General features: G+C 41.9%; 21 protein-coding genes. 14 read left to right on the top strand and 7 right to left on the bottom strand.

Features of this window, described 5'->3' with window-relative positions:
- Positions 1-10: 10 nt before the first annotated feature.
- Positions 11-1,090: an alpha/beta hydrolase gene (locus tag DW862_RS21015; protein ID WP_120070249.1), complete on the bottom strand. Its 1,080-nt coding sequence runs from the start codon at positions 1,088-1,090 to the stop codon at positions 11-13.
- 152 nt (positions 1,091-1,242) lie between these two features.
- A complete protein-coding gene (locus DW862_RS21010) occupies positions 1,243-2,088 on the bottom strand; it encodes an AraC family transcriptional regulator (RefSeq protein WP_004314956.1) in 846 nt (281 codons plus the stop codon).
- 384 nt (positions 2,089-2,472) lie between these two features.
- On the opposite strand from DW862_RS21010, the gene DW862_RS21005 reads away from it, so the two are divergent.
- From DW862_RS21005 to DW862_RS20945, 13 genes are all read left to right on the top strand, one after another.
- Positions 2,473-2,754, top strand: a complete 282-nt coding sequence (locus tag DW862_RS21005; RefSeq protein ID WP_004307591.1) for a tol-pal system YbgF family protein — start codon at positions 2,473-2,475, stop codon at positions 2,752-2,754.
- Between the two features lie 54 nt (positions 2,755-2,808).
- Positions 2,809-3,036: a ferredoxin family protein gene (locus DW862_RS21000; RefSeq protein ID WP_004297419.1), complete on the top strand. Its 228-nt coding sequence runs from the start codon at positions 2,809-2,811 to the stop codon at positions 3,034-3,036.
- A gap of 11 nt (positions 3,037-3,047) precedes the next feature.
- The gene (locus DW862_RS20995) at positions 3,048-4,130 is read left to right on the top strand and encodes a 3-methyl-2-oxobutanoate dehydrogenase subunit VorB (protein ID WP_004297418.1); all 1,083 of its coding nucleotides are present in this window, start codon (positions 3,048-3,050) and stop codon (positions 4,128-4,130) included.
- A 7-nt stretch (positions 4,131-4,137) separates the two neighbouring features.
- On the top strand, positions 4,138-4,311 hold the full coding sequence (locus DW862_RS20990) for a hypothetical protein (protein ID WP_004297417.1): 174 nt from the start codon (positions 4,138-4,140) through the stop codon (positions 4,309-4,311).
- Between the two features lie 12 nt (positions 4,312-4,323).
- On the top strand, positions 4,324-5,088 hold the full coding sequence (locus DW862_RS20985; RefSeq protein WP_004297416.1) for a thiamine pyrophosphate-dependent enzyme: 765 nt from the start codon (positions 4,324-4,326) through the stop codon (positions 5,086-5,088).
- A gap of 20 nt (positions 5,089-5,108) precedes the next feature.
- On the top strand, positions 5,109-5,651 hold the full coding sequence (locus DW862_RS20980; protein ID WP_004297415.1) for a 2-oxoacid:acceptor oxidoreductase family protein: 543 nt from the start codon (positions 5,109-5,111) through the stop codon (positions 5,649-5,651).
- Between the two features lie 121 nt (positions 5,652-5,772).
- The gene (locus tag DW862_RS20975; protein ID WP_120070245.1) at positions 5,773-7,824 is read left to right on the top strand and encodes a putative porin; all 2,052 of its coding nucleotides are present in this window, start codon (positions 5,773-5,775) and stop codon (positions 7,822-7,824) included.
- Between the two features lie 17 nt (positions 7,825-7,841).
- On the top strand, positions 7,842-8,681 hold the full coding sequence (locus tag DW862_RS20970) for a transporter substrate-binding domain-containing protein (RefSeq protein ID WP_120070241.1): 840 nt from the start codon (positions 7,842-7,844) through the stop codon (positions 8,679-8,681).
- Between the two features lie 159 nt (positions 8,682-8,840).
- A complete protein-coding gene (locus DW862_RS20965; RefSeq protein ID WP_087318853.1) occupies positions 8,841-9,113 on the top strand; it encodes a hypothetical protein in 273 nt (90 codons plus the stop codon).
- 80 nt (positions 9,114-9,193) lie between these two features.
- A complete protein-coding gene (locus DW862_RS20960; RefSeq protein ID WP_004314960.1) occupies positions 9,194-10,180 on the top strand; it encodes a Gfo/Idh/MocA family protein in 987 nt (328 codons plus the stop codon).
- Positions 10,181-10,335: 155 nt separating this feature from the next.
- The gene (locus DW862_RS20955; protein WP_004314961.1) at positions 10,336-10,806 is read left to right on the top strand and encodes a nucleoside deaminase; all 471 of its coding nucleotides are present in this window, start codon (positions 10,336-10,338) and stop codon (positions 10,804-10,806) included.
- 39 nt (positions 10,807-10,845) lie between these two features.
- Complete coding sequence (locus DW862_RS20950; protein WP_120070238.1) at positions 10,846-11,655, top strand: fimbrillin family protein; 810 nt, start codon at positions 10,846-10,848, stop codon at positions 11,653-11,655.
- 352 nt (positions 11,656-12,007) lie between these two features.
- On the top strand, positions 12,008-13,609 hold the full coding sequence (locus DW862_RS20945; RefSeq protein ID WP_120070234.1) for a hypothetical protein: 1,602 nt from the start codon (positions 12,008-12,010) through the stop codon (positions 13,607-13,609).
- A gap of 429 nt (positions 13,610-14,038) precedes the next feature.
- Here DW862_RS20945 and DW862_RS20940 read toward each other — a convergent pair whose 3' ends face one another.
- On the bottom strand, positions 14,039-15,709 hold the full coding sequence (locus DW862_RS20940) for an OmpP1/FadL family transporter (RefSeq protein ID WP_120070261.1): 1,671 nt from the start codon (positions 15,707-15,709) through the stop codon (positions 14,039-14,041).
- Between the two features lie 26 nt (positions 15,710-15,735).
- On the bottom strand, positions 15,736-17,064 hold the full coding sequence (locus DW862_RS20935) for a hypothetical protein (protein ID WP_120070231.1): 1,329 nt from the start codon (positions 17,062-17,064) through the stop codon (positions 15,736-15,738).
- A 225-nt stretch (positions 17,065-17,289) separates the two neighbouring features.
- Here DW862_RS20935 and prmA point away from each other — a divergent pair, with 225 nt between their 5' ends.
- Positions 17,290-18,138: a 50S ribosomal protein L11 methyltransferase gene (gene prmA, locus DW862_RS20925; RefSeq protein WP_087323778.1), complete on the top strand. Its 849-nt coding sequence runs from the start codon at positions 17,290-17,292 to the stop codon at positions 18,136-18,138.
- A 226-nt stretch (positions 18,139-18,364) separates the two neighbouring features.
- Here the strand turns inward: prmA and DW862_RS20920 are convergent, their stop codons facing one another.
- The 3 genes from DW862_RS20920 to DW862_RS20910 are packed head-to-tail and all read right to left on the bottom strand — an operon-like array spanning position 18,365 to position 22,394.
- The gene (locus DW862_RS20920) at positions 18,365-18,871 is read right to left on the bottom strand and encodes a flavodoxin (protein ID WP_118408101.1); all 507 of its coding nucleotides are present in this window, start codon (positions 18,869-18,871) and stop codon (positions 18,365-18,367) included.
- A gap of 12 nt (positions 18,872-18,883) precedes the next feature.
- On the bottom strand, positions 18,884-20,920 hold the full coding sequence (locus DW862_RS20915) for a thiamine pyrophosphate-dependent enzyme (RefSeq protein WP_008774897.1): 2,037 nt from the start codon (positions 20,918-20,920) through the stop codon (positions 18,884-18,886).
- Positions 20,921-20,957: 37 nt separating this feature from the next.
- Complete coding sequence (locus DW862_RS20910) at positions 20,958-22,394, bottom strand: dihydrolipoamide acetyltransferase family protein (RefSeq protein WP_120070227.1); 1,437 nt, start codon at positions 22,392-22,394, stop codon at positions 20,958-20,960.
- Positions 22,395-22,459 lie beyond the last annotated feature (65 nt).

The raw sequence follows: 22,459 nt of genomic DNA, 5'->3' as shown, positions 1-22,459 counted from the left end.
TCATAATTTATTATTTCAGGTTCTTTCTGAAGAAGTCCTCCAATTTGTCGAAAGGAATCGTACGGTCGTAGAGATCAGTATGGTTCGCTCCAGGGATAATCATCAGTTCTTTATTATCACCTGTCAACTTTTTGAAAGCATCCTCACTGAAATAACGCGAATGGGCATTTTCACCATGAATAAGAAGTACGGGGCGGGAAATCTCATGAATATAAGCTAATAGCGGCATATTGATAAAAGACAGCGTCATCGTAGGACTCCATGCACCATTGGAATTGATAGAGCGAACATGGAAACCACGGTTAGTCTTGTAATAATCGAAATAATCCTTGGCGAATTGTGGCTCTTCACCGGTGATGCTGTCAGGCAACCCAGGGACACCGGGAGTGATTGTACCACTCTGCGCGTCACGGGTACGGATAACATTCATCATCTCCCTTTTTTTGTTGCGGTCGTCGGCACTATCCTCTGCGTCGAAATAACCATTGGCATTCACACGGCTCATATCGTACATCGTCGAAGCCACTGTAGCCTTGATACGTGTATCCATAGCAGCAGCATTTAGTCCCATCCCACCGAAACCACAGATACCAATAATCCCGATGCGCTCTGCATCCACATCAGACAATGCTGTGAGAAAATCGACTGCTGCGCTGAAATCTTCGGTATTGATGTCCGGTGAAGCTACATTACGAGGTTCACCGCCACTCTCACCGGTATATGAGGGGTCAAATGCAAGAGTAAGGAACCCACGTTCCGCCATTGTCTGTGCATAAAGACCGGATGTCTGTTCCTTTACAGCTCCGAAAGGACCGCTCACAGCTATGGCAGCGAGTTTGCCTTCAACATTCTTTGGTTCGTAGAGGTCGGCAGCAAGTGTGATGCCGTAACGGTTCTTAAACGTCACCTTACGGTGGTTTACCTTGTCGCTTTGCGGGAACTTCTTGTCCCATTCTTGAGTAAGATTCAATGTTTCCATATTATCACTTGTTTCTTGATTTGTTTTACTATTTGTGCAGCCTGCGCCCGCAAGCATGACGGTTCCTAACAAGACTGCGATTGCCACGGATGTAAGATTCGTTGTTTTCATTCTGCTATTACTTAAATGGTTGTTGAATTATTCTTTCTTATTTTACAGCGCAAAGGTAAAGCAAAAGCCCCACAGCGGCATTGCTGTGAGGCTCAAATAGTATTGCTCAAAAGCTCAATATAAAACTATCCCGATTTACACAAATAAGAATTCTATGCAAATATGGCGGTCGGTGATATACCATATTGTTTCTTGAATGCGGTTGAAAAATGGGAAGGATTCTTAAACCCTACTTCTGCGTAGACGTCCACAACCTTTTTACCGCCTTCCTTCATCTTGTTGTAAGCCACCTCAAGACGCTTGCGAATAAGCCACTTTTCAGGTGTCAGGTCACTTATCTTCTTGAAGTCCCGCTTGAACGTGGCAAGGCTGCGCCCGGTATAATGAGCCATTTCCTCCATTGTGAACTCATACATGTAGTTCTCGCTCATAAATTCCAGGATATCTATTTTCCACGGCTCGTTGAAATCGAAAAGCGTCGGGGCAAACCGTTCATCTATATCCAACAAAGCGAGCAGACCTTCCTGTATCTTCAGATTCATAAAATCATCTTTCGGTTTTACTTCAGGATTGAAATAAGGTGTCATTGAAGCGAAAAGGCTTGCGAGTTCCACCGTTTGGGGCAGTTTTATCACACCCGAATCAAGTTTTGGAGTATTGACGGGTACTCTCCGCTGTCCCAATTTGCTATACATCTCACGTAAAAAACGACGTGTAAACATCAGGAAAATACCACAATACCGCTCACCGTTGTACGTTCTCTTATACATTGTTATATGATGATCGCGGGGGATAAAGACACATTCGCCTTTTCTGACATGAATTTGTTCTTTTCCATTATCGAGAATCATCTCACCTGAATACACATAGTTGATAGCATATTCACGAGAACGGTGTATACAACCGCCAAGGTCATCATAATAGAAGCTGTAAAATACATTGTTATAATTGAATATAAGCTTCATTGGTTCTACTTGTTCCGCATCGCCCTTAGTCATAACATTGAGTGTTTTTTTAATTTCCAATCGCAAATGTAACAAAAGAATTCTGTTTCTTAACGGCTCATTATCCTTTTATTTGTGTGAGGGTATTTGAACTATCTAACCGAATTGAATCTTTTGTGGGATGTACAGGAGTTTTCGCTGAAAAATATTCCTTAAGTAACAATCAGGGAAAGCTATAAATAAAAGCATAGGATAACCAAGCATCAGTGTACATAATGTGACAAAAAACGCAAAATTCAAATGAGTTCTCTTTCCCCTGACTATATATTCATAGAATATGCAATAAACTCAAAACGTTGCAAATTTCCGTCCTCATTTGCCCTGTTTACATAAATAAAAACTATCTTTGCGTTTCAGAATCCCGAAAGACGAAAAGAAATGGAGCAAATAGACAACCTAAAAGAGCTTATCAATCAGGGGGATGTGGACACAGCGATTAAGCAATTGGACCAGCTTCTCCAGGACAGTTCTGTCGAAAAAGAGAAAGATACTCTTTACTATTTACGGGGAAATGCCTACCGAAAGAAAGGAGATTGGAAGCAGGCACTGGACAACTACCAGTATGCCATCGAGATCAATCCGGACAGTCCTGCCGTTCAGGCCAGAAAGATGGCAATAGATATCCTCAACTTCTACCACAAGGATATGTTCAATCAATAAAAGAGATGTTTAATCAATAACCGTACTCAAAGATAACGTAATAAAATAAAGATTATGGCAAAAATCAAAGGAGCAATCGTAGTCGACACGGAGCGTTGCAAAGGATGCAACCTGTGTGTAGTGGCGTGTCCGCTCGATGTAATCGCCCTCAATAAAGAGGTAAATATGAAAGGCTATAACTATGCCTGGCAAGTGAAGGAAGATACCTGTAACGGATGCAGCTCGTGTGCAACGGTTTGTCCGGACGGATGTATTTCAGTGTATAAAGTAAAAGTAGAATAAAAGAAAAGAATATGGCAGAAGAAGTTGTATTAATGAAAGGAAACGAAGCCATCGCCCACGCAGCTATCCGTTGCGGTGCCGACGGTTACTTCGGTTATCCTATTACTCCCCAATCGGAAGTGTTGGAAACGCTTGCCGAACTGAAACCGTGGGAAACAACCGGCATGGTAGTACTCCAAGCGGAAAGTGAAGTGGCAGCTATCAATATGGTATATGGAGGTGCAGGTAGCGGAAAGAAGGTAATGACCTCCTCTTCAAGTCCGGGTGTGAGCTTGAAACAAGAGGGAATCTCTTATTTGGCCGGTGCCGAACTTCCTTGTCTGATTGTGAATGTAATGCGTGGCGGTCCCGGATTGGGAACTATCCAACCTAGCCAGGCTGACTACTTCCAGACAGTAAAAGGTGGTGGTCATGGAGACTACAAACTGATTGCCCTCGCTCCGGCATCCGTACAAGAAATGGCGGATTTCGTAGCATTAGGATTCGAACTGGCCTTCAAATACCGTAATCCGGCTATTATCCTTGCCGACGGTGTGATCGGTCAGATGATGGAAAAGGTTGTTCTTCCTGCACAAAAGCCACGCCGCACGGAAGCAGAAGTAATTGAACAATGTCCATGGGCTGCTACCGGAAAAGCAAAAGACCGCAAACCGAATATTATCACTTCCCTCGAATTGAAACCGGAAGCCATGGAAATCAACAACCTCCGTTTTCAAGCTAAATATCGTGAAATTGAAGAAAATGAAGTACGCTTCGAAGAGATCAACTGCGAAGATGCAGAGTATTTGATTATCGCTTTCGGTTCAATGGCACGTATTGGCCAGAAAGCAATGGAACTAGCCCGCGAAAAAGGAATTAAAGTAGGTATCCTTCGCCCGATTACACTGTGGCCGTTCCCAACCAAAGCGATTGCTGCATACGCTGATAAAGTAAAAGGTATGCTCGTTACGGAACTAAATGCCGGACAGATGATTGAAGATGTCCGTCTCGCTGTTAACGGTAAAGTAAAGGTAGAACATTTCGGACGTCTAGGTGGCATCGTTCCCGATCCGGATGAAATTGTAACTGCCTTGAAAGAAAAAATAATCAAATAACGAAACAATGAATCCCGATAAAATAAGAAACGTACTGAACATCCTATTTATGATATTGGCTGTTGCAGCCATCATCACCTACTTTGTAGCAAAAGATGATTTCAAAATGTTTATCTACGTATGCGGCGCGGCAATCTTTGTCAAGCTGATGGAGTTTTTTATACGGTTCACCAACAGATAAGGAGATGAAGTTATGACTAAAGAAGAAATAATCAAACCCGAGAATCTGGTTTACAAAAAACCGACTCTGATGAACGATAACGCCATGCACTACTGCCCGGGTTGCAGTCACGGTGTGGTACACAAACTCATTGCCGAAGTCATTGAGGAAATGGGTATGGAAGATAAAACTGTGGGAATCTCTCCGGTGGGATGTGCAGTGTTTGCCTACAACTATCTCGATATTGACTGGCAGGAAGCAGCACACGGACGTGCTCCTGCTGTGGCGACTGCTGTGAAACGCCTGTGGCCGGACCGTCTTGTTTTCACTTATCAGGGCGACGGTGACTTGGCTTGCATCGGTACAGCCGAAACAATCCACGCTTTGAACCGTGGTGAAAATATCACGATTATCTTTATCAATAATGCGATCTATGGTATGACAGGTGGCCAGATGGCTCCGACTACACTAGTAGGCATGAAGAGCTCGACTTGTCCTTACGGACGTGACGTTGAACTTCACGGCTATCCATTGAAGATTACTGAAATCGCAGCCCAACTGGAAGGAACTGCTTACGTAACCCGTCAGTCCGTACAATCCGTACCGGCTATCCGTAAGGCTAAGAAGGCAATCCGCAAGGCTTTTGAGAACTCCATGAACGGTAAAGGTTCCAACCTGGTAGAAATCGTTTCCACTTGTAGTTCAGGCTGGAAGATGACTCCGGAGAAGGCGAACAAATGGATGGAAGAACACATGTTCCCATTCTATCCGCTGGGTGATTTAAAAGATAAAGAATAACGCTAAAAGTCAACAGAACAATGAAAGAAGAAATAATTATAGCAGGATTCGGTGGACAAGGCGTATTGTCTATGGGTAAGATTCTGGCATATTCCGGTTTGATGGAAGGCAAAGAAGTGACCTGGATGCCCGCTTATGGTCCCGAACAACGAGGTGGAACAGCCAACGTTACAGTTATTGTAAGCGATGACAAAATATCCTCACCGATTCTTAGTAAATACGACGCTGCCATCATTCTGAATCAGCCTTCACTCGAAAAGTTTGAAAGCAAAGTGAAACCCGGCGGTATCCTGATTTATGACGGTTACGGAATTATCAACCCTCCTACCCGCAAGGATATTAAGGTATATCGTATCGACGCAATGGATGCAGCCAACGAGATGAATAATGCCAAAGCATTCAACATGATCGTACTTGGCGGATTATTGAAGCTTCGCCCCATCGTAACGTTGGAGAATGTTATCAAAGGACTTAAGAAAACCCTGCCGGAACGCCACCATCACCTGATTCCTATGAACGAGGAAGCTATCAAGAAAGGTATGGAGTTAATCCGTGAGGTTTAATTAACAGATAATGTACAATGGATAATTGATAATTATTAGCTACGTATAGTACGTATGCAACATAATTTTCAATTATCCATTATCATTAAATCAATTAAAGTAAGTATCTTTGCCTCCAATTATGAGACGAATCTTACTATTATATATAATCTTTTCCGTTATAGGTTTGACAACTGTCCATGCACAGTTCGATAATGGTCGCCAGAGAGTGGACGAAAACGGATACGACCAATACGGTAACCAGGTGGACCCTGCCATGATTCCGGACAGACTGGATAGTGCAAATGTAGAAGTACAGGGGTTACCTCCGAAATTATATATGTGGCGTATTAATAATCAGTTGGGCGACCGGACTATCATCCCGGCGGATACTGTTTATCACCACTTCCAGAATTCAAATCTTACCGAAGGACTTACCGGACATTATAATTATCTGGCCAATATGGGTTCTCCCCGTATGTCACGCATCTTCTTTGAACGTCGTGATCCGGAACCGACTATCTTTATGGAGCCTTTCTCCAGTTTCTTTATTCGTCCTACGGAGTTCAATTTCACCAATAGTAACGTACCTTATACCAATCTGACGTATCATAAAGCCGGTAATAAAATAAACGGAGAAGAACGCTTTAAGTCTTATTTCTCTGTCAATGTAAACAAGAAGCTGGCTTTCGGTTTTAACATAGATTACTTGTACGGACGAGGATATTATAATAACCAAAATACGGCTTATTTCAATGCGGCAATTTTCGGTAGTTATATCGGCGACCGCTATCAGATGCAAGCTATCTACAGCAACAATTATCTCAAAACAAATGAAAACGGAGGTATTGAGGACGACCGATACATCACTGCGCCTGAAGAGATGGCACAAGGGCAAAGAGAATATGAATCAACCAATATCCCGACTGTATTAAGTGCAACGACCAACCGTAATCATGACTTTTATGTATTCCTGACCCAACGTTACAATCTGGGATTCAGCCGCGACATACCGCAGGCCGAAAATGATACGACTCCCGCCAAACAAGAGTTTGTGCCGGTCACTAGTTTTATACATACCATTCAGGTAGAGCGTGCACGTCATAGCTTCAACTCTGATGATGACATGCGTGAAAAGAACTATTATCAAAACACCTATTTGGAACCGGATAATCCGATTGCCAGAGACAGTACTACTTATATGGGTATCAAGAATACCATAGGTATTGCTCTACTCGAAGGATTCAATAAATATGCCAAAGCCGGACTCACGGCATTTGCTTCCTATAAAATCAGCAAATATACTCTTATGAATATGGAGGGGAATCCGTTGCCCGACAAATACAATGAAAATGAAATATTTGTTGGAGGCGAATTATCCAAACGTGAAGGAAATGTACTTCATTACCATGCCATTGGTGAAGTGGGACTCGCCGGAAAAGCAATCGGACAATTCAATGTGAAAGGAGATATCGACCTTAACTTCCCGTTATGGAAAGACACTGTGAGCCTTATAGCCCGTGGTGAAGTCAGCAATAAGCTTGCGCCTTTCTATATGCGTCATTATCATTCCAAACACTTCATGTGGGACAATGATATGGACAAAGAATTTCGTACCCGTATTGAAGGAGAATTAAGCATTGCACGTTGGAGAACACGTTTGAAAGCAGGAGTTGAAAACATAAAGAATTACACTTATTTCAACCAACAAGCAATGCCGGAACAGAAAAGCGGAAGTATACAGGTGTTGTCAGCAAGTCTTAATCAGGACTTCAAGCTGGGAATCTTCCATTTAGATAATGAAGTAACCTGGCAAAAGTCCAGCGACCAGACCGTATTGCCTTTGCCTGATCTTTCGCTGTATCACAATTTCTATATGCAGTTCAAGCTGGCAAAGAAAGTGCTTAGTGTACAATTGGGTGCCGACGTGCGTTATTTCAGTAAATACAATGCACCCGCTTATATGCCGGCTATCCAAAACTTCTATTTGCAACCGGAAAATGACCAGGTAGAGATAGGAGGTTATCCGATCGTGAATGTATACGCAAACTTACACCTAAAGCGTACACGTTTCTATGTAATGATGTATCACGTGAATCAAGGTATGAGCAGCCCGAATTACTTCCTGGCTCCTCACTACCCTATCAACCCGCGTGTACTGAAATTCGGTCTTTCATGGAATTTCTATGATTAACAAAATCTATATGGCTTATGGTAACACGCCCCAAATTGAGACTGGTCAGATATTTAGTGCCCGTAATCATTGTATTGGCAATCATCTTTTCTATCCGCCAATGCGGTAATCAGGAAAAGCCGTCAGGACACCCGCGTGATTATGCAGCCATTGCCAAAGAAGGTGTATTGCGTGTAGCGACTGAATATAACTCGATCAGTTTCTACGTGGACGGCGATACCGTTTCCGGTTTTCATTACGAACTGATACAGGCTTTTGCCCATGACAAGGGATTAAAGACCGAAATAACACCCCTGATGAGTTTCGAAGAACGGCTGGAAGGATTAAGCGAGGGACGTTACGACGTAATTGCCTGCGGTATATTAGCCACCAGCGAACTGAAAGACTCTCTGCTCCTCACCTCTCCCATCACGCTCAACAAGCAAGTGCTCGTGCAACGGAAAGAAAACGGAGAAAACGACTCACTCTATATCCGTAGCCAGCTGGACTTGGCCGGGCGGACACTTCACGTAGTAAAAGGCTCTCCCTCCATCCTGCGTATCCAAAACCTGGGAAATGAAATCGGAGATACCATTTATATCAAAGAAATAGATAAATACGGTTCCGAACAATTAATCTCAATGGTAGCTCATGGAGATATCGACTATGCCGTTTGTGACGAAAGCATCGCACGCGCGGCCGCCGATTCCATCCCGCAGATAGATATAAATACAGCCATCAGCTTTACACAATTCTACTCATGGGCAGTCAGCAAACAATCACCCGCTTTACTCGATAGTTTGAATGCATGGCTGGATAAATTCCAAAAGGAGAAAGAATACCAGAAGATTTATAAAAAGTACTATGATAAAGAATAACCTTATCATTTTACAGATCAGAAGAAAACAATCAAAAACAGAATGTAAGATAGATATATTCATGTCTATTTCCAGAAATAAACTCCCAAAGACTTGACTTTCGCTTTCGAATGTCGTATCTTTACAGAGTTAATGATAAAGTAGTTTCAATTAAACTACATGCAAAGGAGGGAATCGCGATTCTCTCCTTTCTTTTTATCCAGCCGGGAAAAACCTCTCCCCGCCCCGGCTTTTCCTTGCGCTTTGCCCGGTGGTTATGGTTCTTCAGCCGGAGGATCAGCAGTGTTCACCTTGCTTCTTACCGAAATGAAGTATATATCCGCCTCAAACAGACGTTCTGTTTGCCTGAAACAGAGCCTCTGTTCCGATAAAACAGAGCTTCTGTTGAAACAAAACGCAATGTCTGTTTTCCAACTGTCCCTGCTAAGTTAATAATCAATAAAGTTGCTCTTGACAAAAAATAGCTTTATCTTTGGGGTTTGTTAGAACAGACACAATAGGTATATTATATTATGAGTGAAAAGATGATCAAATGGGGCTTCATTGGTTGCGGAGAAGTAACCAAGACGAAAAGCGGTCCCGCTTTCCAGAAAGTAGAACATTCGGAAGTCGTAGCCGTGATGAGTCGTGACGGCGCGAAAGCGAAAGCGTATGCCAAAGAGAGAGGAATCAAAAAATGGTATGACGATGCACAGGAGCTGATAGATGATCCGGAAGTAAACGCTGTCTATATCGCCACTCCTCCTTCTTCACACGCTACGTATGCCATTATGTCCATGAAAGCGGGTAAACCGGCCTATATTGAGAAGCCAATGGCGGTGACGTATGAAGAATGTACCCGAATCAACCGCATATCCAATGAAACGGGGGTTCCCTGTTTCGTAGCATACTACCGACGTTATCTTCCCTATTTCCAGAAAGTAAAGGAATTAGTAGAGAACGGAACGATCGGCAACGTTATCAATGTACAGATTCGTTTTGCCCAGCCGCCACGCGATCTGGATTACAATCGTGATAATCTTCCCTGGCGTGTGCAGGCTGATATTGCCGGAGGCGGCTACTTCTACGACCTTGCTCCGCATCAGATTGATTTGTTGCAGGATATGTTCGGCTGCATCCTCGAAGCAAGCGGTTACAAGAGTAATCGCGGCGGACTTTATCCTGCCGAAGATACATTAAGCGCCTGTTTCCAATTTGACAACGGACTGGTGGGTAGTGGTTCCTGGTGCTTCGTAGCCCATGATTCTGCCCGCGAAGACCGCATAGAGATTATCGGTGACAAAGGAATGATTTGCTTCTCTGTCTTTACTTACGAACCTATCGGACTACATACCGAGAAAGGACGGGAAGAAATCTGTATCGGTAACCCGGAACACGTGCAACAGCCTCTTATCCAAGCAGTAGTAGACCACTTATTGGGTAAGTCGGTTTGCTCTTGCGATGGCGAAAGCGCAACGTTGACTAACTGGGTAATGGACAAGATCTTAGGTAAGCTATAACCCTAAAAAAAGCAAAAAAAAGTTCCTTCTTTTTCCGGATTCTGCCGGTATTGTTAAAAAATTAATAGGGGCATTCCATTGTATATTGTTAGTTTTTTCTATCTTTGTAGAAAGAAGCAAAGAAGAAATGAAACTAACAATATATTTTTTGTGCCATGACTAAAGAAGCTTTAATGAGAAAAGCGATCGAGCTTTCAAAAGAAAATGTTGAAAATGGTGGAGGTCCTTTCGGTGCTGTGATTGCCACGAAAGACGGAGAAATAGTTGCAACAGGAGTTAATCGTGTCACTGCATCTTGTGATCCTACGGCTCACGCCGAGGTAAGCGCCATACGTGCCGCAGCTGCCAAACTCGGAACATTTGATCTTAGCGGATACGAAATCTATACTTCCTGCGAACCTTGCCCCATGTGCCTGGGTGCTATTTATTGGGCACGCCTGGATAAGATGTACTATGGAAACAACAAAACCGATGCCAAAAACATCGGCTTCGACGACTCTTTTATCTATGACGAACTGCAACTGAAACCTGAAGACAGAAAGCTGCCTTCCGAAATCCTACTACATAATGAAGCCCTTACTGCCTTCAAAGCCTGGGTGGCCAAAGAAGACAGAGTAGAATATTAGAAAACCTCTCACTATTATTAACCTATTAATTACCCTCAAATGAAAAGAAAAAGCCTTTTATTTGTTATGGCATCAGTATGCCTGTTCAGTTGTCAACAGCAAGAAGAACTGCAAGATCCCAGTAATGGAGTGATCGACTTTTCTACTTCTATTGACCAAAGTATCAACAATGCTCTTACTCGTAACAGCAGTAGTCTGACACTTCCGTTAAAAAGCAATTTCGCTGCCGGAGATGTTATCTCCATGTCCGTTGCCGAGCAAGATTATCATCCGTTTGCCATAGGCATGGATAGCCCAACCTGGAACGAAGCAGGCACCGATTCGGAAACGGTTACTTTCTATGCTCATTATCCTGAATTGACCGACGAAGCTGCTACTACCAGATCATTGAGCAGCCGCTATCGTGAAATCAAGGGTGGCTTAGAATATTTGTTCGGTACAGCCCAAGCCAACAAAGGTTCTAAGAATGTTGCTCTTTCATTCAAGAGAATGACAACGCCCGTCGTTCTGCTCGACGAGAACAACCAGCCGTACGAAGGTAGAGCAATCGTTAAACTGTTCTTGAAGAACAAAGGTGTGCAAGACCTGTTCAGCGGTAAAATCGAAGCTGACCCCAATGCAAAACCGGAATACATTGATATCCGGAAAGTATCTGAAGGTATCTTGACTAACTTGATTCCACAGCTCATCAAAGCCGGCGAGAAAATAGGAACGGTTATCCTGGAGGACGGTAAAGAAGAACCTATCATCGCAGAGGAGGACATTACCATAGAAGCCGGAACTCCTGTTGCGGTAAAAATGTACGCAAGACGCGGAATCATTGACGAACGAACTCCACTATTCAGATAAGACTAAAGAATAAAAAGTGATACTAATAAAAATCCCCGGAACCGCTGTAGACACTCAGCATTCCAGGGATTTTTTACACACAAAAGTTATTATTGAAAATACCTATATTAGAAACACAAACTAAACCAATTATTATATTCAGTAAAAGAAATAATTCACCTTAAACCGAAAATATTCTTTAAATATCAAAGACGGTCATATATCCAATATTCTAAAATTCAGCCATTAACTTATTTTACACTTTGAGATTTAATAAAAGTATAAAAAACAAAACATTCTTCAATAAAAAATATTATATTTGTAAAACTTCTGCAGAACAAAACAAAATGTATTAACTTAAAAAAGAAATATTATGAAACGAATAACTAAAGTCTCTTTATTTCTGACAATATTATTAATTACGCTTTCATGTAATGATAATACTTTTGATACTACATTAGTTTCTAAAACTAATACTAAATTGATAGAAGATGAAACTTTCTTAAAAAACAGATTTTCAGTTGCACTAGCTAATGTTTTCTGTGAAAGTGAAGCAAGCAGAGAGTTTATAAAGCAAGAAGCATTAAAACAATTTGACTATGAATATGATGTTTTATATATGCTAATAAAAGACAGAGTTATAGAAAATAACCAAACTTTTGAAGATTTATTATTAAGATTTATGAGTAAAGATGAACTTACCTCTCTTTTAAAAAAAATTCCTAATCTCACTATATTTATACCTGCACTCCCTGAAGATTTTTTTTCACCTGAAACATGGAATACTCAAAAAGAAATACCATTAGTTGCATATATGAATAACAATAAACAAATATTATATACAGATAATATAGGAACAATTAATACTATAGAAAGTGACGAAATACCAGCCTTTCCTATTGCTGTGGTTAAACCTTCTGAAAGAGTTTTTCTACAAACATCATCTACAAGAAATAGTGATTCTTCAATTTTAACAGCTCAAAATGGTACTAATTTCATTTTCACACACAAAGAATTCGACAATACCAATCCTACTTCCAAGATGCAAACCAGAGGAGTATCCACTGACTATCCTGAAAAATTAAAAAAAATATATGAAGCAAAAGATTATGCAGATAAAAATGGGATATGGCAAAGGGATTATATTTATTACAACATCTCAAAAAAAGATGGTAGTGGAATATTTCAAAAAAACATTTCTGAATGTATATACTCTTTTGAATTATCAGGTGATCCTAATAATATGTATAGACTAATAGCAGATCAAGGTGACGATCCACATTATAGTGAATATGAAGTCAAAGTTCCCAAGGATCCAAGAGACTCTGGAAGACGTGATTATGCACTATCGTTTTGGTTTGAGGGTAATTTTGAATTTATAGTGAAAATATATGTTAGCAATACTCAACTAATTTCTAATGAAATAATTAAAGCAATTTCTATTTCACCAAATGATTTATTTGAGCTTAATATAGAAAACATCAACACAGGTAGACATCAGATAAAAAAAAGAGCTATAGGCATAAAGAATCTGAAAAAATACTATTTACCTAATCCATTACCTCTTTTTGACTGGAATATAGAACATTATTCTTCTTCTATAAAAATTTCTATAGAAGAAAAAGATAATGAAGTTACGGAACAGAAGCTTATAGAAACAACTAGTAACTTTGCTAGTAACTTTGAATTTAATATAGGACTTGGAGAAACAATAAAAAAAGGTGCTAAATTTGGTGCTTCGGCATCTACTACACAAAAAGTATCAACTACAATAACTACCCATTTGGATAGTGAACAATTAGGAGATGTCATTATTAATTTCGGAGATGACATTGTTATTAAGAACGAAATGGATGCAGTAGTTTCAGGAGTTCCGGGAAGAGCAAGCTATAAAACGACTTATAGACCCGTTTTAAATCCTAAATATACTTCTGGCTATTATAAAATAGAAGTACTTCCTCTCGCTCTATATTAGCATATATGGGGATAGTAAATATAATTATTGATGAGCAAAGTACAAATTCGAGTGGCTTTGCTCATCATTTTTTGTAAAAATGTCTTTTAAGGATATAAAAATGTAAAATCTAGAAGATTTTCTTATGGTTCTTTTCCTTTCATACCATTTTGACCTAAAATCGTCATGTTAAATATATGAATGTAGTAAAAGAGAGGATCTCTTTTACTACATTTTTCATTTTCCTTGATATGCAAAAAGTTTTTTCTACTTTATTCTCACACCCGATATTTACAAACTTACTTACTAGGAATCAGTCGTCTTCTATTTTTTCCATTTTAAGAACATCATGAATAAAAATCCCCGGAACTACTGTAGACACTCAGCGTTCCAGGGATTTTTTTACACACAAAAGTTATTATTGAAATTGAAAACTGTTTCTTTATTAGATTAGAAGCGCAGACCTACGGTAAACAACACTTGACTACGTGTATTCGTTACTTTCGTTGCTTCCGGTGAACCAATGGCTATATCACCACCATCTACAAATCCATTCACAAACGGATAGAAATTTTCTTTATATGTAGAGTATTTATAAGCCAAATCAGCATAAAACATTGATCCACGATAGCCAATACCCAGTGTGTAATTACTCAATGATTTGGAGTTTGAAAAGTCTGTATCTGTCTGAATAGAGTTAATAGCCAAATCTTTGAAAGCATCCTGATGGAAAGCCGCAGTACTATAATTATATCCTGCCCTAAAAGCAAACTGTGGAATCACCTTATACTCTAGACCAAGACGGACTGTACTAACCCCTTTCAACATAGACGTCGTACTATTCTCAAATTCATAAGCAGAAGAATTACCTTCAGTATCTTTAAACTTCATGGAAGAATAATCTTGATACTCATACTCTGCTCCTAAAGCCAAGCTCTTGCCTACCGTATATCCCAAACTTACATTATAAGTCCAAGGAGTCTGAAGATCGAAAGGAAGGATCATATCCCCTTTTCCCGGAAGATTATCCCATGATCTCACGTCATATCCCTTTATTTCTCCAGTTACAACATCCATCACATCCGATATAACTTGTGCACTCGTTTTATAATCCAAACTATAGAATATTGGCGTATGTATAGCTAATCCAACTCGAAAAGGCGAATATTCAAAAGGACGAATAATAGCTCCCAACTTCACGTCAAAGCCAGACCCCTTTATTCTATTCCAACTCTGCAAACTATATCCTTCATCGTTTCCATAATCCTCATCATAAAAAGTATACTTATTATAATCTACAGAATAAGCACCCAGCGTCAATCCCAAATATACCCGATCATTAAAATTAAACGATACATTAAAATCATATTGATCAATTCCCCCGCGTTCTTCCGAACGAAAATTTGCATATCCATTATCTAACATTCCTTCAAAATGTCCAGGAGAGATATAAAGAGGATTACCATTTATATCCTTATACTGTACCTCCTTCCCTTGTTCATCCTTATAGGTATAAGGAATATTGTTTACCCCTCCTGTTTTGTCATGTATTGTAATATCTCTAATCAGCCCAGCATCAGCTCCAAGAATAGAAAGCCACCCAATACCATTATCCGTATAAGGCGAATCTCCCCATTTTTCAATGCCAGCTGCTTGAGATGCCATTAGATAGGTTTGTGAGTAAAGCCCCAAATTACCTTCCATGCGCATGTTGTTATTAAAGGATTTCGCTTTATGATAATTAAAACCGAAATTCACAAAACGCAGCGGAGTTTCATTACCAATCTTAGAAGAAAATACAAACCCGATGTTATTAAAATCTCCTTTAGTTAAATCGGAATTAAACTTTTTCCCCAAATACTGGCTTTCATTCCCATAAAGAGAAAGCCCAAATGAAGTCATTACATCATTACTGCGATAAAGGCCAATACCTGCCGGATTAGTCCCCATCGTAGATATGTCTCCTCCAAGAGCACCCATAGCTCCACCCATACCCACAAATCGAGCAGTGCCATTCAAATCTTTTCCTGTTAGTTTGGCACCGTCATATATCGTTTGTGCCATTCCCCAAGGCGCTATCATTAGCATCCCCAAAGCAATTAAAACACTTATCTTTTTCATTCCTGTCAAAACCATTTAATTAATACTTATCTTCTGGCACTGCTACTACGAGAGGAACCTCCACCTGATGATGATCTAGAAGAAGAACCACCGCTCGAATAACTACCCCGAGAGCTACTGCCACCTGACGAAGCTGGAGAATAACTACGTGAAGAAGAACGAGAAGTACCATAGGAAGAAGAACGGGTATTACTATTACTTGCTGGAGAATAACTACGCGGTGCTTCTGAACTTCCACGACTATAAGTTGATCTTGCACTACTGCTTCTAGTAGTGGTTCCAGACGAACGCGAATAACCAGAAGAACCAGTCGAACGGGAAGATGAAGAACTTCCGCTACTTCTAGTACTACTTGGACGAGAATAAGTAGCACTGCTACGACTACTTGAGCCACTGCGTTCACCTGAAGTCCGTGTACCCACTACACGTCTGGAAGTAGTTCCCCTACTATAAGTAGAACCAGAAGAACGAACAGAACTACCTTCTGAACGAACTGCAGAGCCTCCCCGAACAGAAGAACCACTGGAACGAACGGCACTCGAACCATAACGACGAATAGTAGAAGGATTCCTGTAACTGCTTTGTCCGGAAGAACGACGGTTTGTATAGGTAGGACCTGTCCAACGACCGCTTCCACCTCCGCCCCAGCCCCAGCTAGGACCACCATGCCAATGGTGATGATGTCCCCAATATCCGCCGCCATACCAGCCACCCCAGTAGCCGCCACCCCAATAACCGGGGTAATATCCCCAAGAGTAATAAGGACGATTCCATCCCCAGCCATAGTTCCATCCCCAGCCGTAAGAGCCATAACGCCAATCCCACCAAAGCGGGTTACTGAACGTCGGGAATGCATAAGCATACATACCATCGGTATATACGTTCCAGTCCCATGAATTCGGACCGTAAACTACATCCCAGTACAACGGACTGCTGATACTGATAGCAAAACGCGGATTGCGGAAACGAATGATACGTTCAGCGTATTCATAGTCGTCTGTTGTACCATTGAATTCGCCCGTCACCCATTCTCCGTCCAAATCCGGATTAGATTTTTCCTTTATATATAAGGTATCATTATCCATTACGAATTCATTTTCACGTGCATCGTAACGGCGGTTATATTCATCCACATCCCGTGTTCTTCCCTTACGGTCCTGAACAACTACTGTAGTACCCGGTGAAGTATAGATGTTAGTCGTCACCTGTTTCTTCGGTTCCTTCTTAACTGGAGTTTCTTTCTTCTCCTGTTTGTCTTTAGAAGGTACGAAGTAAAGGTCGTCATCAACGCTTTGTGCAAAGATACCTATCGGAAGGCACAAGGCAAATAGCAAGAAATAAACAATCTTTCTCATATCATCTCGGTTTATGTAATTACTTAAACTTATTCACGTTACAAAGATAAGGAAGAGATTTTTCGTCCGGGGGAGATTTTCCCCAAAGGATAATAGGGAAATCCCTATTTCTAACTATCTTTGTAGAAGATACAACGCTCACCGGCATAAAGTTCAGGCAAACTTGACTTTCTATACCCGGATTGCTGTATCTTTGCACATTATTCACCAGCATTAAAAACAACTATGAAGTATTTTGAGTTCACATTCCGCACCCAGCCTTGTACCGAAACCGTCAATGACGTACTGGCTGCCATATTGGGTGAAGTCGGATTTGAAAGTTTTGTTGAGTGTGAAGGCGGACTGACCGCATATATCCAACAGACATTGTGTGATGAAAACGCCATCAAGATTGCCATCAACGAGTTCCCCCTACCCGATACGGATATTACTTATACATATACCGAAGCGGAAGACAAGGACTGGAACGAGGAATGGGAAAAGAATTTCTTCCAACCCATCATTATCGGAAACCGATGTGTGATCCACAGCACTTTCCACCAAGATGTCCCCAAAGCGGAATATGACATCGTCATCAATCCTCAAATGGCCTTCGGAACAGGACACCACGAGACTACCAGCCTCATCATTGAAGAATTATTGGACAGCGAACTGAAAGATAAATCCCTGCTCGATATGGGCTGCGGAACTTCGATTCTTGCCATCCTCGCACGTATGCGGGGCGCACGCCCCTGTACAGCCATCGACATTGATGAATGGTGCGTACGAAACTCCATCGAAAACATCGAATTGAACCACGTAGACGATATTGCCGTATCAGAAGGAGATGCCTCGTCGCTTGCAGGAAAAGGACCTTTCGACGTTATCATCGCCAACATCAACCGGAATATATTACTAAATGATATGAAGCAATATGTTGCCTGTATGCATACGAATTCCGAACTCTATATGAGTGGATTTTATGTAGACGACATTGCCGCCATCCGCGAAGAAGCGGAGAAGAACGGACTGACTTTCGTTCATTATAAAGAGAAGAATCGTTGGGCAGAAGTGAAATTTATTTATAAAGGATAAGAGCCAACAAATATCTTTAAAAGAGAAAGCTCCCTTATCATTAAGAGATATAAGGAAGCAAGCAAAAATCGCAGTCGATATACGCTATAAACAAGCGTAAGGCTCCAGATTAATGCAGAAAAAAAATAGTGACGGTATACGCTTGGGATAGTGACGCTATCCCAAGCGTATACCGTCACTATTTGCATCGGATAGCGTCACTATCTTATAAAGAGAAACAAAGTCGTTACGCGAACTCTTTTTTGACCTGTTGGCACCATGCTTTGATTTTCTTTTCCGCCTGTTCGGACTGATTATCCAAATCGACAACCAACCCGCACCACTGCTCGCCACGTAAAGCCTTGGAACGTTCGAAAGTGTAACCTTCGGAAGAAGTAAAACCGACCAAGGTAGCCTCATCCTCTTCAAAGACTTCTGCCAGCAAACCGATTCCATCTGCAAAATTTTCCGGATAGCGTATCTGATCTCCCAAACCGAAGATAGCAACCTTCTTACCTTTCAATTTCATTGTTCGGAGTTCCGGCAACAGTTCGTCCCAATAAGTAGGAAGTTCCCCGTCAAACCAGGTGGAAGCACCCACAATGAAGCAGTCATAAGCAGCAAAATCATTCTGCCAGGCCTGCTCGATAGGCACTACTTCTATCTTGTCTTCACCAAACTCTTTCTGTATTTTCTCTGCCACCCAACTCGTTCTTTCGGCTTTGGTAGCATAAAACAAACCTATCTTTTTCATCATTCTTCTCTTTTAATATTCCAATAATTTCCGTGCAGCTTCGTATATCTTAGCTTCGTCCGGCAAAATTTCTTTTTCCAGTATCGGATTGAAACCGACGGGAGTAAACGTAGAACCGACACGCTGCACCGGTCCGTCGAGATAACGGAACATTTCCTCACCAATCATTGCTGCAAGCTCCGCACCGAAACCGGAGAATACTTTATCTTCATGTACAACCAATGCTTTGCTGGTCTTCTTGACCGATTCAAAGATTGCCTCTTTATCCAGCGGAATCAGAGAACGAATATCGATCACTTCTACTTTCCAACCACCCTCTTTCTCCAATCGTTCGGCGGCATGCAGACAGAAATGGGTTGTATTTCCATAGGTGATAATACTCAAATCCGTACCCTCACGGCGGATACGTGCTTTTCCGAAAGGTACTTCAAAGTCTTCCGGCACCACAGTGGCGGCTTCTACCGAATTATACAATGCTTTCGGTTCGAGAAACAAAGTAAATCCCTTAGAGCGCATACTAGTACGTAACAATCCAGCTGCATCATCGGCAAAAGAAGGGCAGACAATTCGTGCTCCCGGCAATGTAGTCAAAGCTCCTTCTATATTTTGAGAGTGATACAACCCTCCACCGATATAACCTCCGGAAGCCAACCGCAGCGTTATATTCGGGGCAAACTTACCATTGCTACGCCAATACTCATGCGTACATTCTACATATTGTTCTACGGCAGGCCAGAAGTAATCAGCAAACTCTGCTCCCTCTATCACGACATGGATTTTAGGATCAAAGCGGCTCATTCCGTTGGCGGTACCTACAATATAATCTTCGGCAATCGGCGCACTGAACACACGGGCTTCGCCGAATTCCTGCTGCATCCCTTTGGTGACATTAAACACGCCGCCTTTCTCTCTGTTTGCTACGTCCTGTCCCCAGATAAACGTATCGGGATTGTAACGGAATTCGGCTTTCAATGTCTCGTTAATGGCATTTACCAGGAAGGTCTTTTCGCCCTCTGCTTCATGAGTACCTTCTTTGTACTTCTGGGGTTGATAAGGTTCGGGCATCACAAAATCGTAAATACTCTTAGGATCAGGATCGGGAGCAGCCAATGCTTTTCGGTTGGCAGCCGACAGTTCTTTCTTTGCGTCAGCTTCGATCTGTTGCAATTCTTCCTCCGTCAGGCGTTTGTAACGCAACAACATCCGGCGGAATTTCATTAGCGGATCGGCATCTTTTACGTATTCCAGTTCGTTCTCATCCCGGTACAGGGTATGTTTATCCGAGTTGGAATGGGAACCGATACGAACACAGTTGGCCTGCACAATCACCGGATTACGGGTTTCCCTTGCATATTCGTGAGCTTCGGTCATGGCATTCATCGAGTCGAACACATCTTTTCCATTGCAATAGATGATCTTCAGATTCTTGAAACCGGAGAAGTTCTCGGCAACTTTGCGGTTGGCTGTCTGTTCCGATTTAGGGACAGAGATACCATATCCGTTGTCCTGTATCACAAAAATGACAGGAAGACGTTCAAGGCTGGCGCCATTGATAGCCTCATATACAAATCCTTCGGAAGTGGCAGATTCTCCGTGAGAAGTGATGGCGACTCCTTTATGTCCATAATATACCATTGCCCGTGCCACACCTGCCGCATGAAGGTCGTGTGTACCCGTTGCAGAAGAAATGTTTTCGATGTGCCATTCCGGTTTGGCGAAATGGTTCGACATGTGACGTCCGCCGCTGCCCGGGTCTGTCGCTTTCGAGATACCATTCAGGATGATTTCTTCCGGAGTCATTCCGGCAGAAAGTACAGTCAGCATATCGCGGTAGTAAGGAAACAAAAAGTCTTCGCCCAAAGTGAATACCTGACCGATGGCAAGCTGAATACCATCATGCCCTGCGTAAGGAGCATGATAAGACCAACCCAAAGATTGTAGCAGGTATGACGGTGCTTTTTCATCCAAAGCACGCCCCAATGTCATCAGATGATACCACTTTTTCAGGGTTTCTACATCTGTTGTTTTTATATCATATTTCTTTTTCATAGTGAATGAAGTTCTTAATGAGTGAAACAATCAGTTATCAGCCTTGCCAGTTTTCGAGGTAGTCGGCTATAAAGTGAAGGAAGTTACCTCCCAACATTCCGTCTACTACCCGATGGTCGTAAGACAAAGACAGATACATTTTATGGCGGATGGCAATCGTATCGCCTTCCGGTGTTTCTATCACAGCAGGTTTCTTCTCAATATACCCTACTCCCAAAATAGCAACCTGCGGCTGATTAATAATCGGTGTACCGAACAGGCTCTTGAACGTTCCGAAATTGGTAATGGTAAATGTACCGCCATCAATATCTTCCGGCATTAATTTATTATCCCTTGCTTTCAGGGCTAAAGAGTCAATGGCAACTGCCAGGCCGTTCAGATTCAAACGATCGGCGTCATGCACCACAGGCACAATCAGATTTCCATCATTCAGAGAGACGGCAATACCTACATTGATATGTTTCTTAAAGAGGATGTTATATCCGTCTACCGACACATTCACTTGAGGATAGGCTGCCAATGCTTTCGCTACGGCCTCGGTTATCACAGGCATATAAGTCAACTTCACTCCTTCGCGACGGAAGAAAGCATCTTTGTTCTTTTCACGCCAACGCACCAGCTTGGTGACGTCTACTTCTACCACATTGGTTACATGAGGAGATACTTTCTTAGACATAACCATGTGGTCGGCAATAATCCGGCGAACACGATCCATCTCTTTCACTTCAACTCCAGGCATGGCAACAGGAACAGACGATTTGGATGAAGTAGCAGCCGACTGTGCAGCAGGGGCAGATGCAGCCGGAGACGTTTTCGGAGTTATCGGTTCGGGAGCAACAACCACCGACGGTTTGTTTGCAGCCGGAGCAGCAACGGCAGAGGCTGGCTTCTGTTCAGCCATATCTCCTCTTTTCTTCTTTTCAATATAGTCTTTTATATCTTTCTTACTCAATCGCCCTTCATAACCCGTACCTTGTATAGCATCCAACTCTTCTTTCAGAATCTTAGCCTCCCGCGCCAACTGAATCACAACAGGAGAATACCAACGTTCTTCCTCAACAGCAACGGGTTTGGATGTATCAACGGAGGTTGATGCAGTATTCACTGATTGACTCTTAGCAATGTCTGCTGCTGATTGTGATGTTCCGGAAACATCAGCGGCAACCTGACTGGCATCAGCTCCTTCGTTTGTGGCACCTTCGCTTGCCGGCTCCGTACCGGATGATTCTTCGCCATCCAAATCAATAATGGCGACAACTGTTCCTACAGCTACCGTGTCACCTTCCTTATATAAAATCTCCACCACTTTTCCCGCTACGGGAGAAGGGATTTCTGCACTTACTTTAGCAGTATTCACTTCAAAAAGCACATCGTCTTCCTGAATCATGTCACCCACCTTTACAGACCAAGAGACAATGGTCCCTTCGGTTATACTCTCGCCTAACTTAGGCATTTTTATTTCGAATTTTGACATAGACAGTAAATTTATTATTCAACCTTAGATATATTACAACAATGGGCTGAAATAGAAAGTTTTAA

The organism is Bacteroides sp. AM37-9 (assembly GCF_003603455.1).
GTDB classification, from domain to species: domain Bacteria; phylum Bacteroidota; class Bacteroidia; order Bacteroidales; family Bacteroidaceae; genus Bacteroides; species Bacteroides xylanisolvens.
The sequence above is the reverse complement of the archived record's forward strand: the minus strand, read 5'-3'. Positions and strand labels throughout refer to the sequence as shown.

Coding starts and splice junctions, on each gene's coding strand:
- DW862_RS21015 (WP_120070249.1), bottom strand. CDS start 1,090: ATGAAAACAACGAATCTTACATCCGTGGCAATCGCAGTCTTGTTAGGA.
- DW862_RS21010 (WP_004314956.1), bottom strand. CDS start 2,088: ATGACTAAGGGCGATGCGGAACAAGTAGAACCAATGAAGCTTATATTC.
- DW862_RS21005 (WP_004307591.1), top strand. CDS start 2,473: ATGGAGCAAATAGACAACCTAAAAGAGCTTATCAATCAGGGGGATGTG.
- DW862_RS21000 (WP_004297419.1), top strand. CDS start 2,809: ATGGCAAAAATCAAAGGAGCAATCGTAGTCGACACGGAGCGTTGCAAA.
- DW862_RS20995 (WP_004297418.1), top strand. CDS start 3,048: ATGGCAGAAGAAGTTGTATTAATGAAAGGAAACGAAGCCATCGCCCAC.
- DW862_RS20990 (WP_004297417.1), top strand. CDS start 4,138: ATGAATCCCGATAAAATAAGAAACGTACTGAACATCCTATTTATGATA.
- DW862_RS20985 (WP_004297416.1), top strand. CDS start 4,324: ATGACTAAAGAAGAAATAATCAAACCCGAGAATCTGGTTTACAAAAAA.
- DW862_RS20980 (WP_004297415.1), top strand. CDS start 5,109: ATGAAAGAAGAAATAATTATAGCAGGATTCGGTGGACAAGGCGTATTG.
- DW862_RS20975 (WP_120070245.1), top strand. CDS start 5,773: ATGAGACGAATCTTACTATTATATATAATCTTTTCCGTTATAGGTTTG.
- DW862_RS20970 (WP_120070241.1), top strand. CDS start 7,842: ATGGTAACACGCCCCAAATTGAGACTGGTCAGATATTTAGTGCCCGTA.
- DW862_RS20965 (WP_087318853.1), top strand. CDS start 8,841: ATGCAAAGGAGGGAATCGCGATTCTCTCCTTTCTTTTTATCCAGCCGG.
- DW862_RS20960 (WP_004314960.1), top strand. CDS start 9,194: ATGAGTGAAAAGATGATCAAATGGGGCTTCATTGGTTGCGGAGAAGTA.
- DW862_RS20955 (WP_004314961.1), top strand. CDS start 10,336: ATGACTAAAGAAGCTTTAATGAGAAAAGCGATCGAGCTTTCAAAAGAA.
- DW862_RS20950 (WP_120070238.1), top strand. CDS start 10,846: ATGAAAAGAAAAAGCCTTTTATTTGTTATGGCATCAGTATGCCTGTTC.
- DW862_RS20945 (WP_120070234.1), top strand. CDS start 12,008: ATGAAACGAATAACTAAAGTCTCTTTATTTCTGACAATATTATTAATT.
- DW862_RS20940 (WP_120070261.1), bottom strand. CDS start 15,709: ATGAAAAAGATAAGTGTTTTAATTGCTTTGGGGATGCTAATGATAGCG.
- DW862_RS20935 (WP_120070231.1), bottom strand. CDS start 17,064: ATGAGAAAGATTGTTTATTTCTTGCTATTTGCCTTGTGCCTTCCGATA.
- prmA (WP_087323778.1), top strand. CDS start 17,290: ATGAAGTATTTTGAGTTCACATTCCGCACCCAGCCTTGTACCGAAACC.
- DW862_RS20920 (WP_118408101.1), bottom strand. CDS start 18,871: ATGAAAAAGATAGGTTTGTTTTATGCTACCAAAGCCGAAAGAACGAGT.
- DW862_RS20915 (WP_008774897.1), bottom strand. CDS start 20,920: ATGAAAAAGAAATATGATATAAAAACAACAGATGTAGAAACCCTGAAA.
- DW862_RS20910 (WP_120070227.1), bottom strand. CDS start 22,394: ATGTCAAAATTCGAAATAAAAATGCCTAAGTTAGGCGAGAGTATAACC.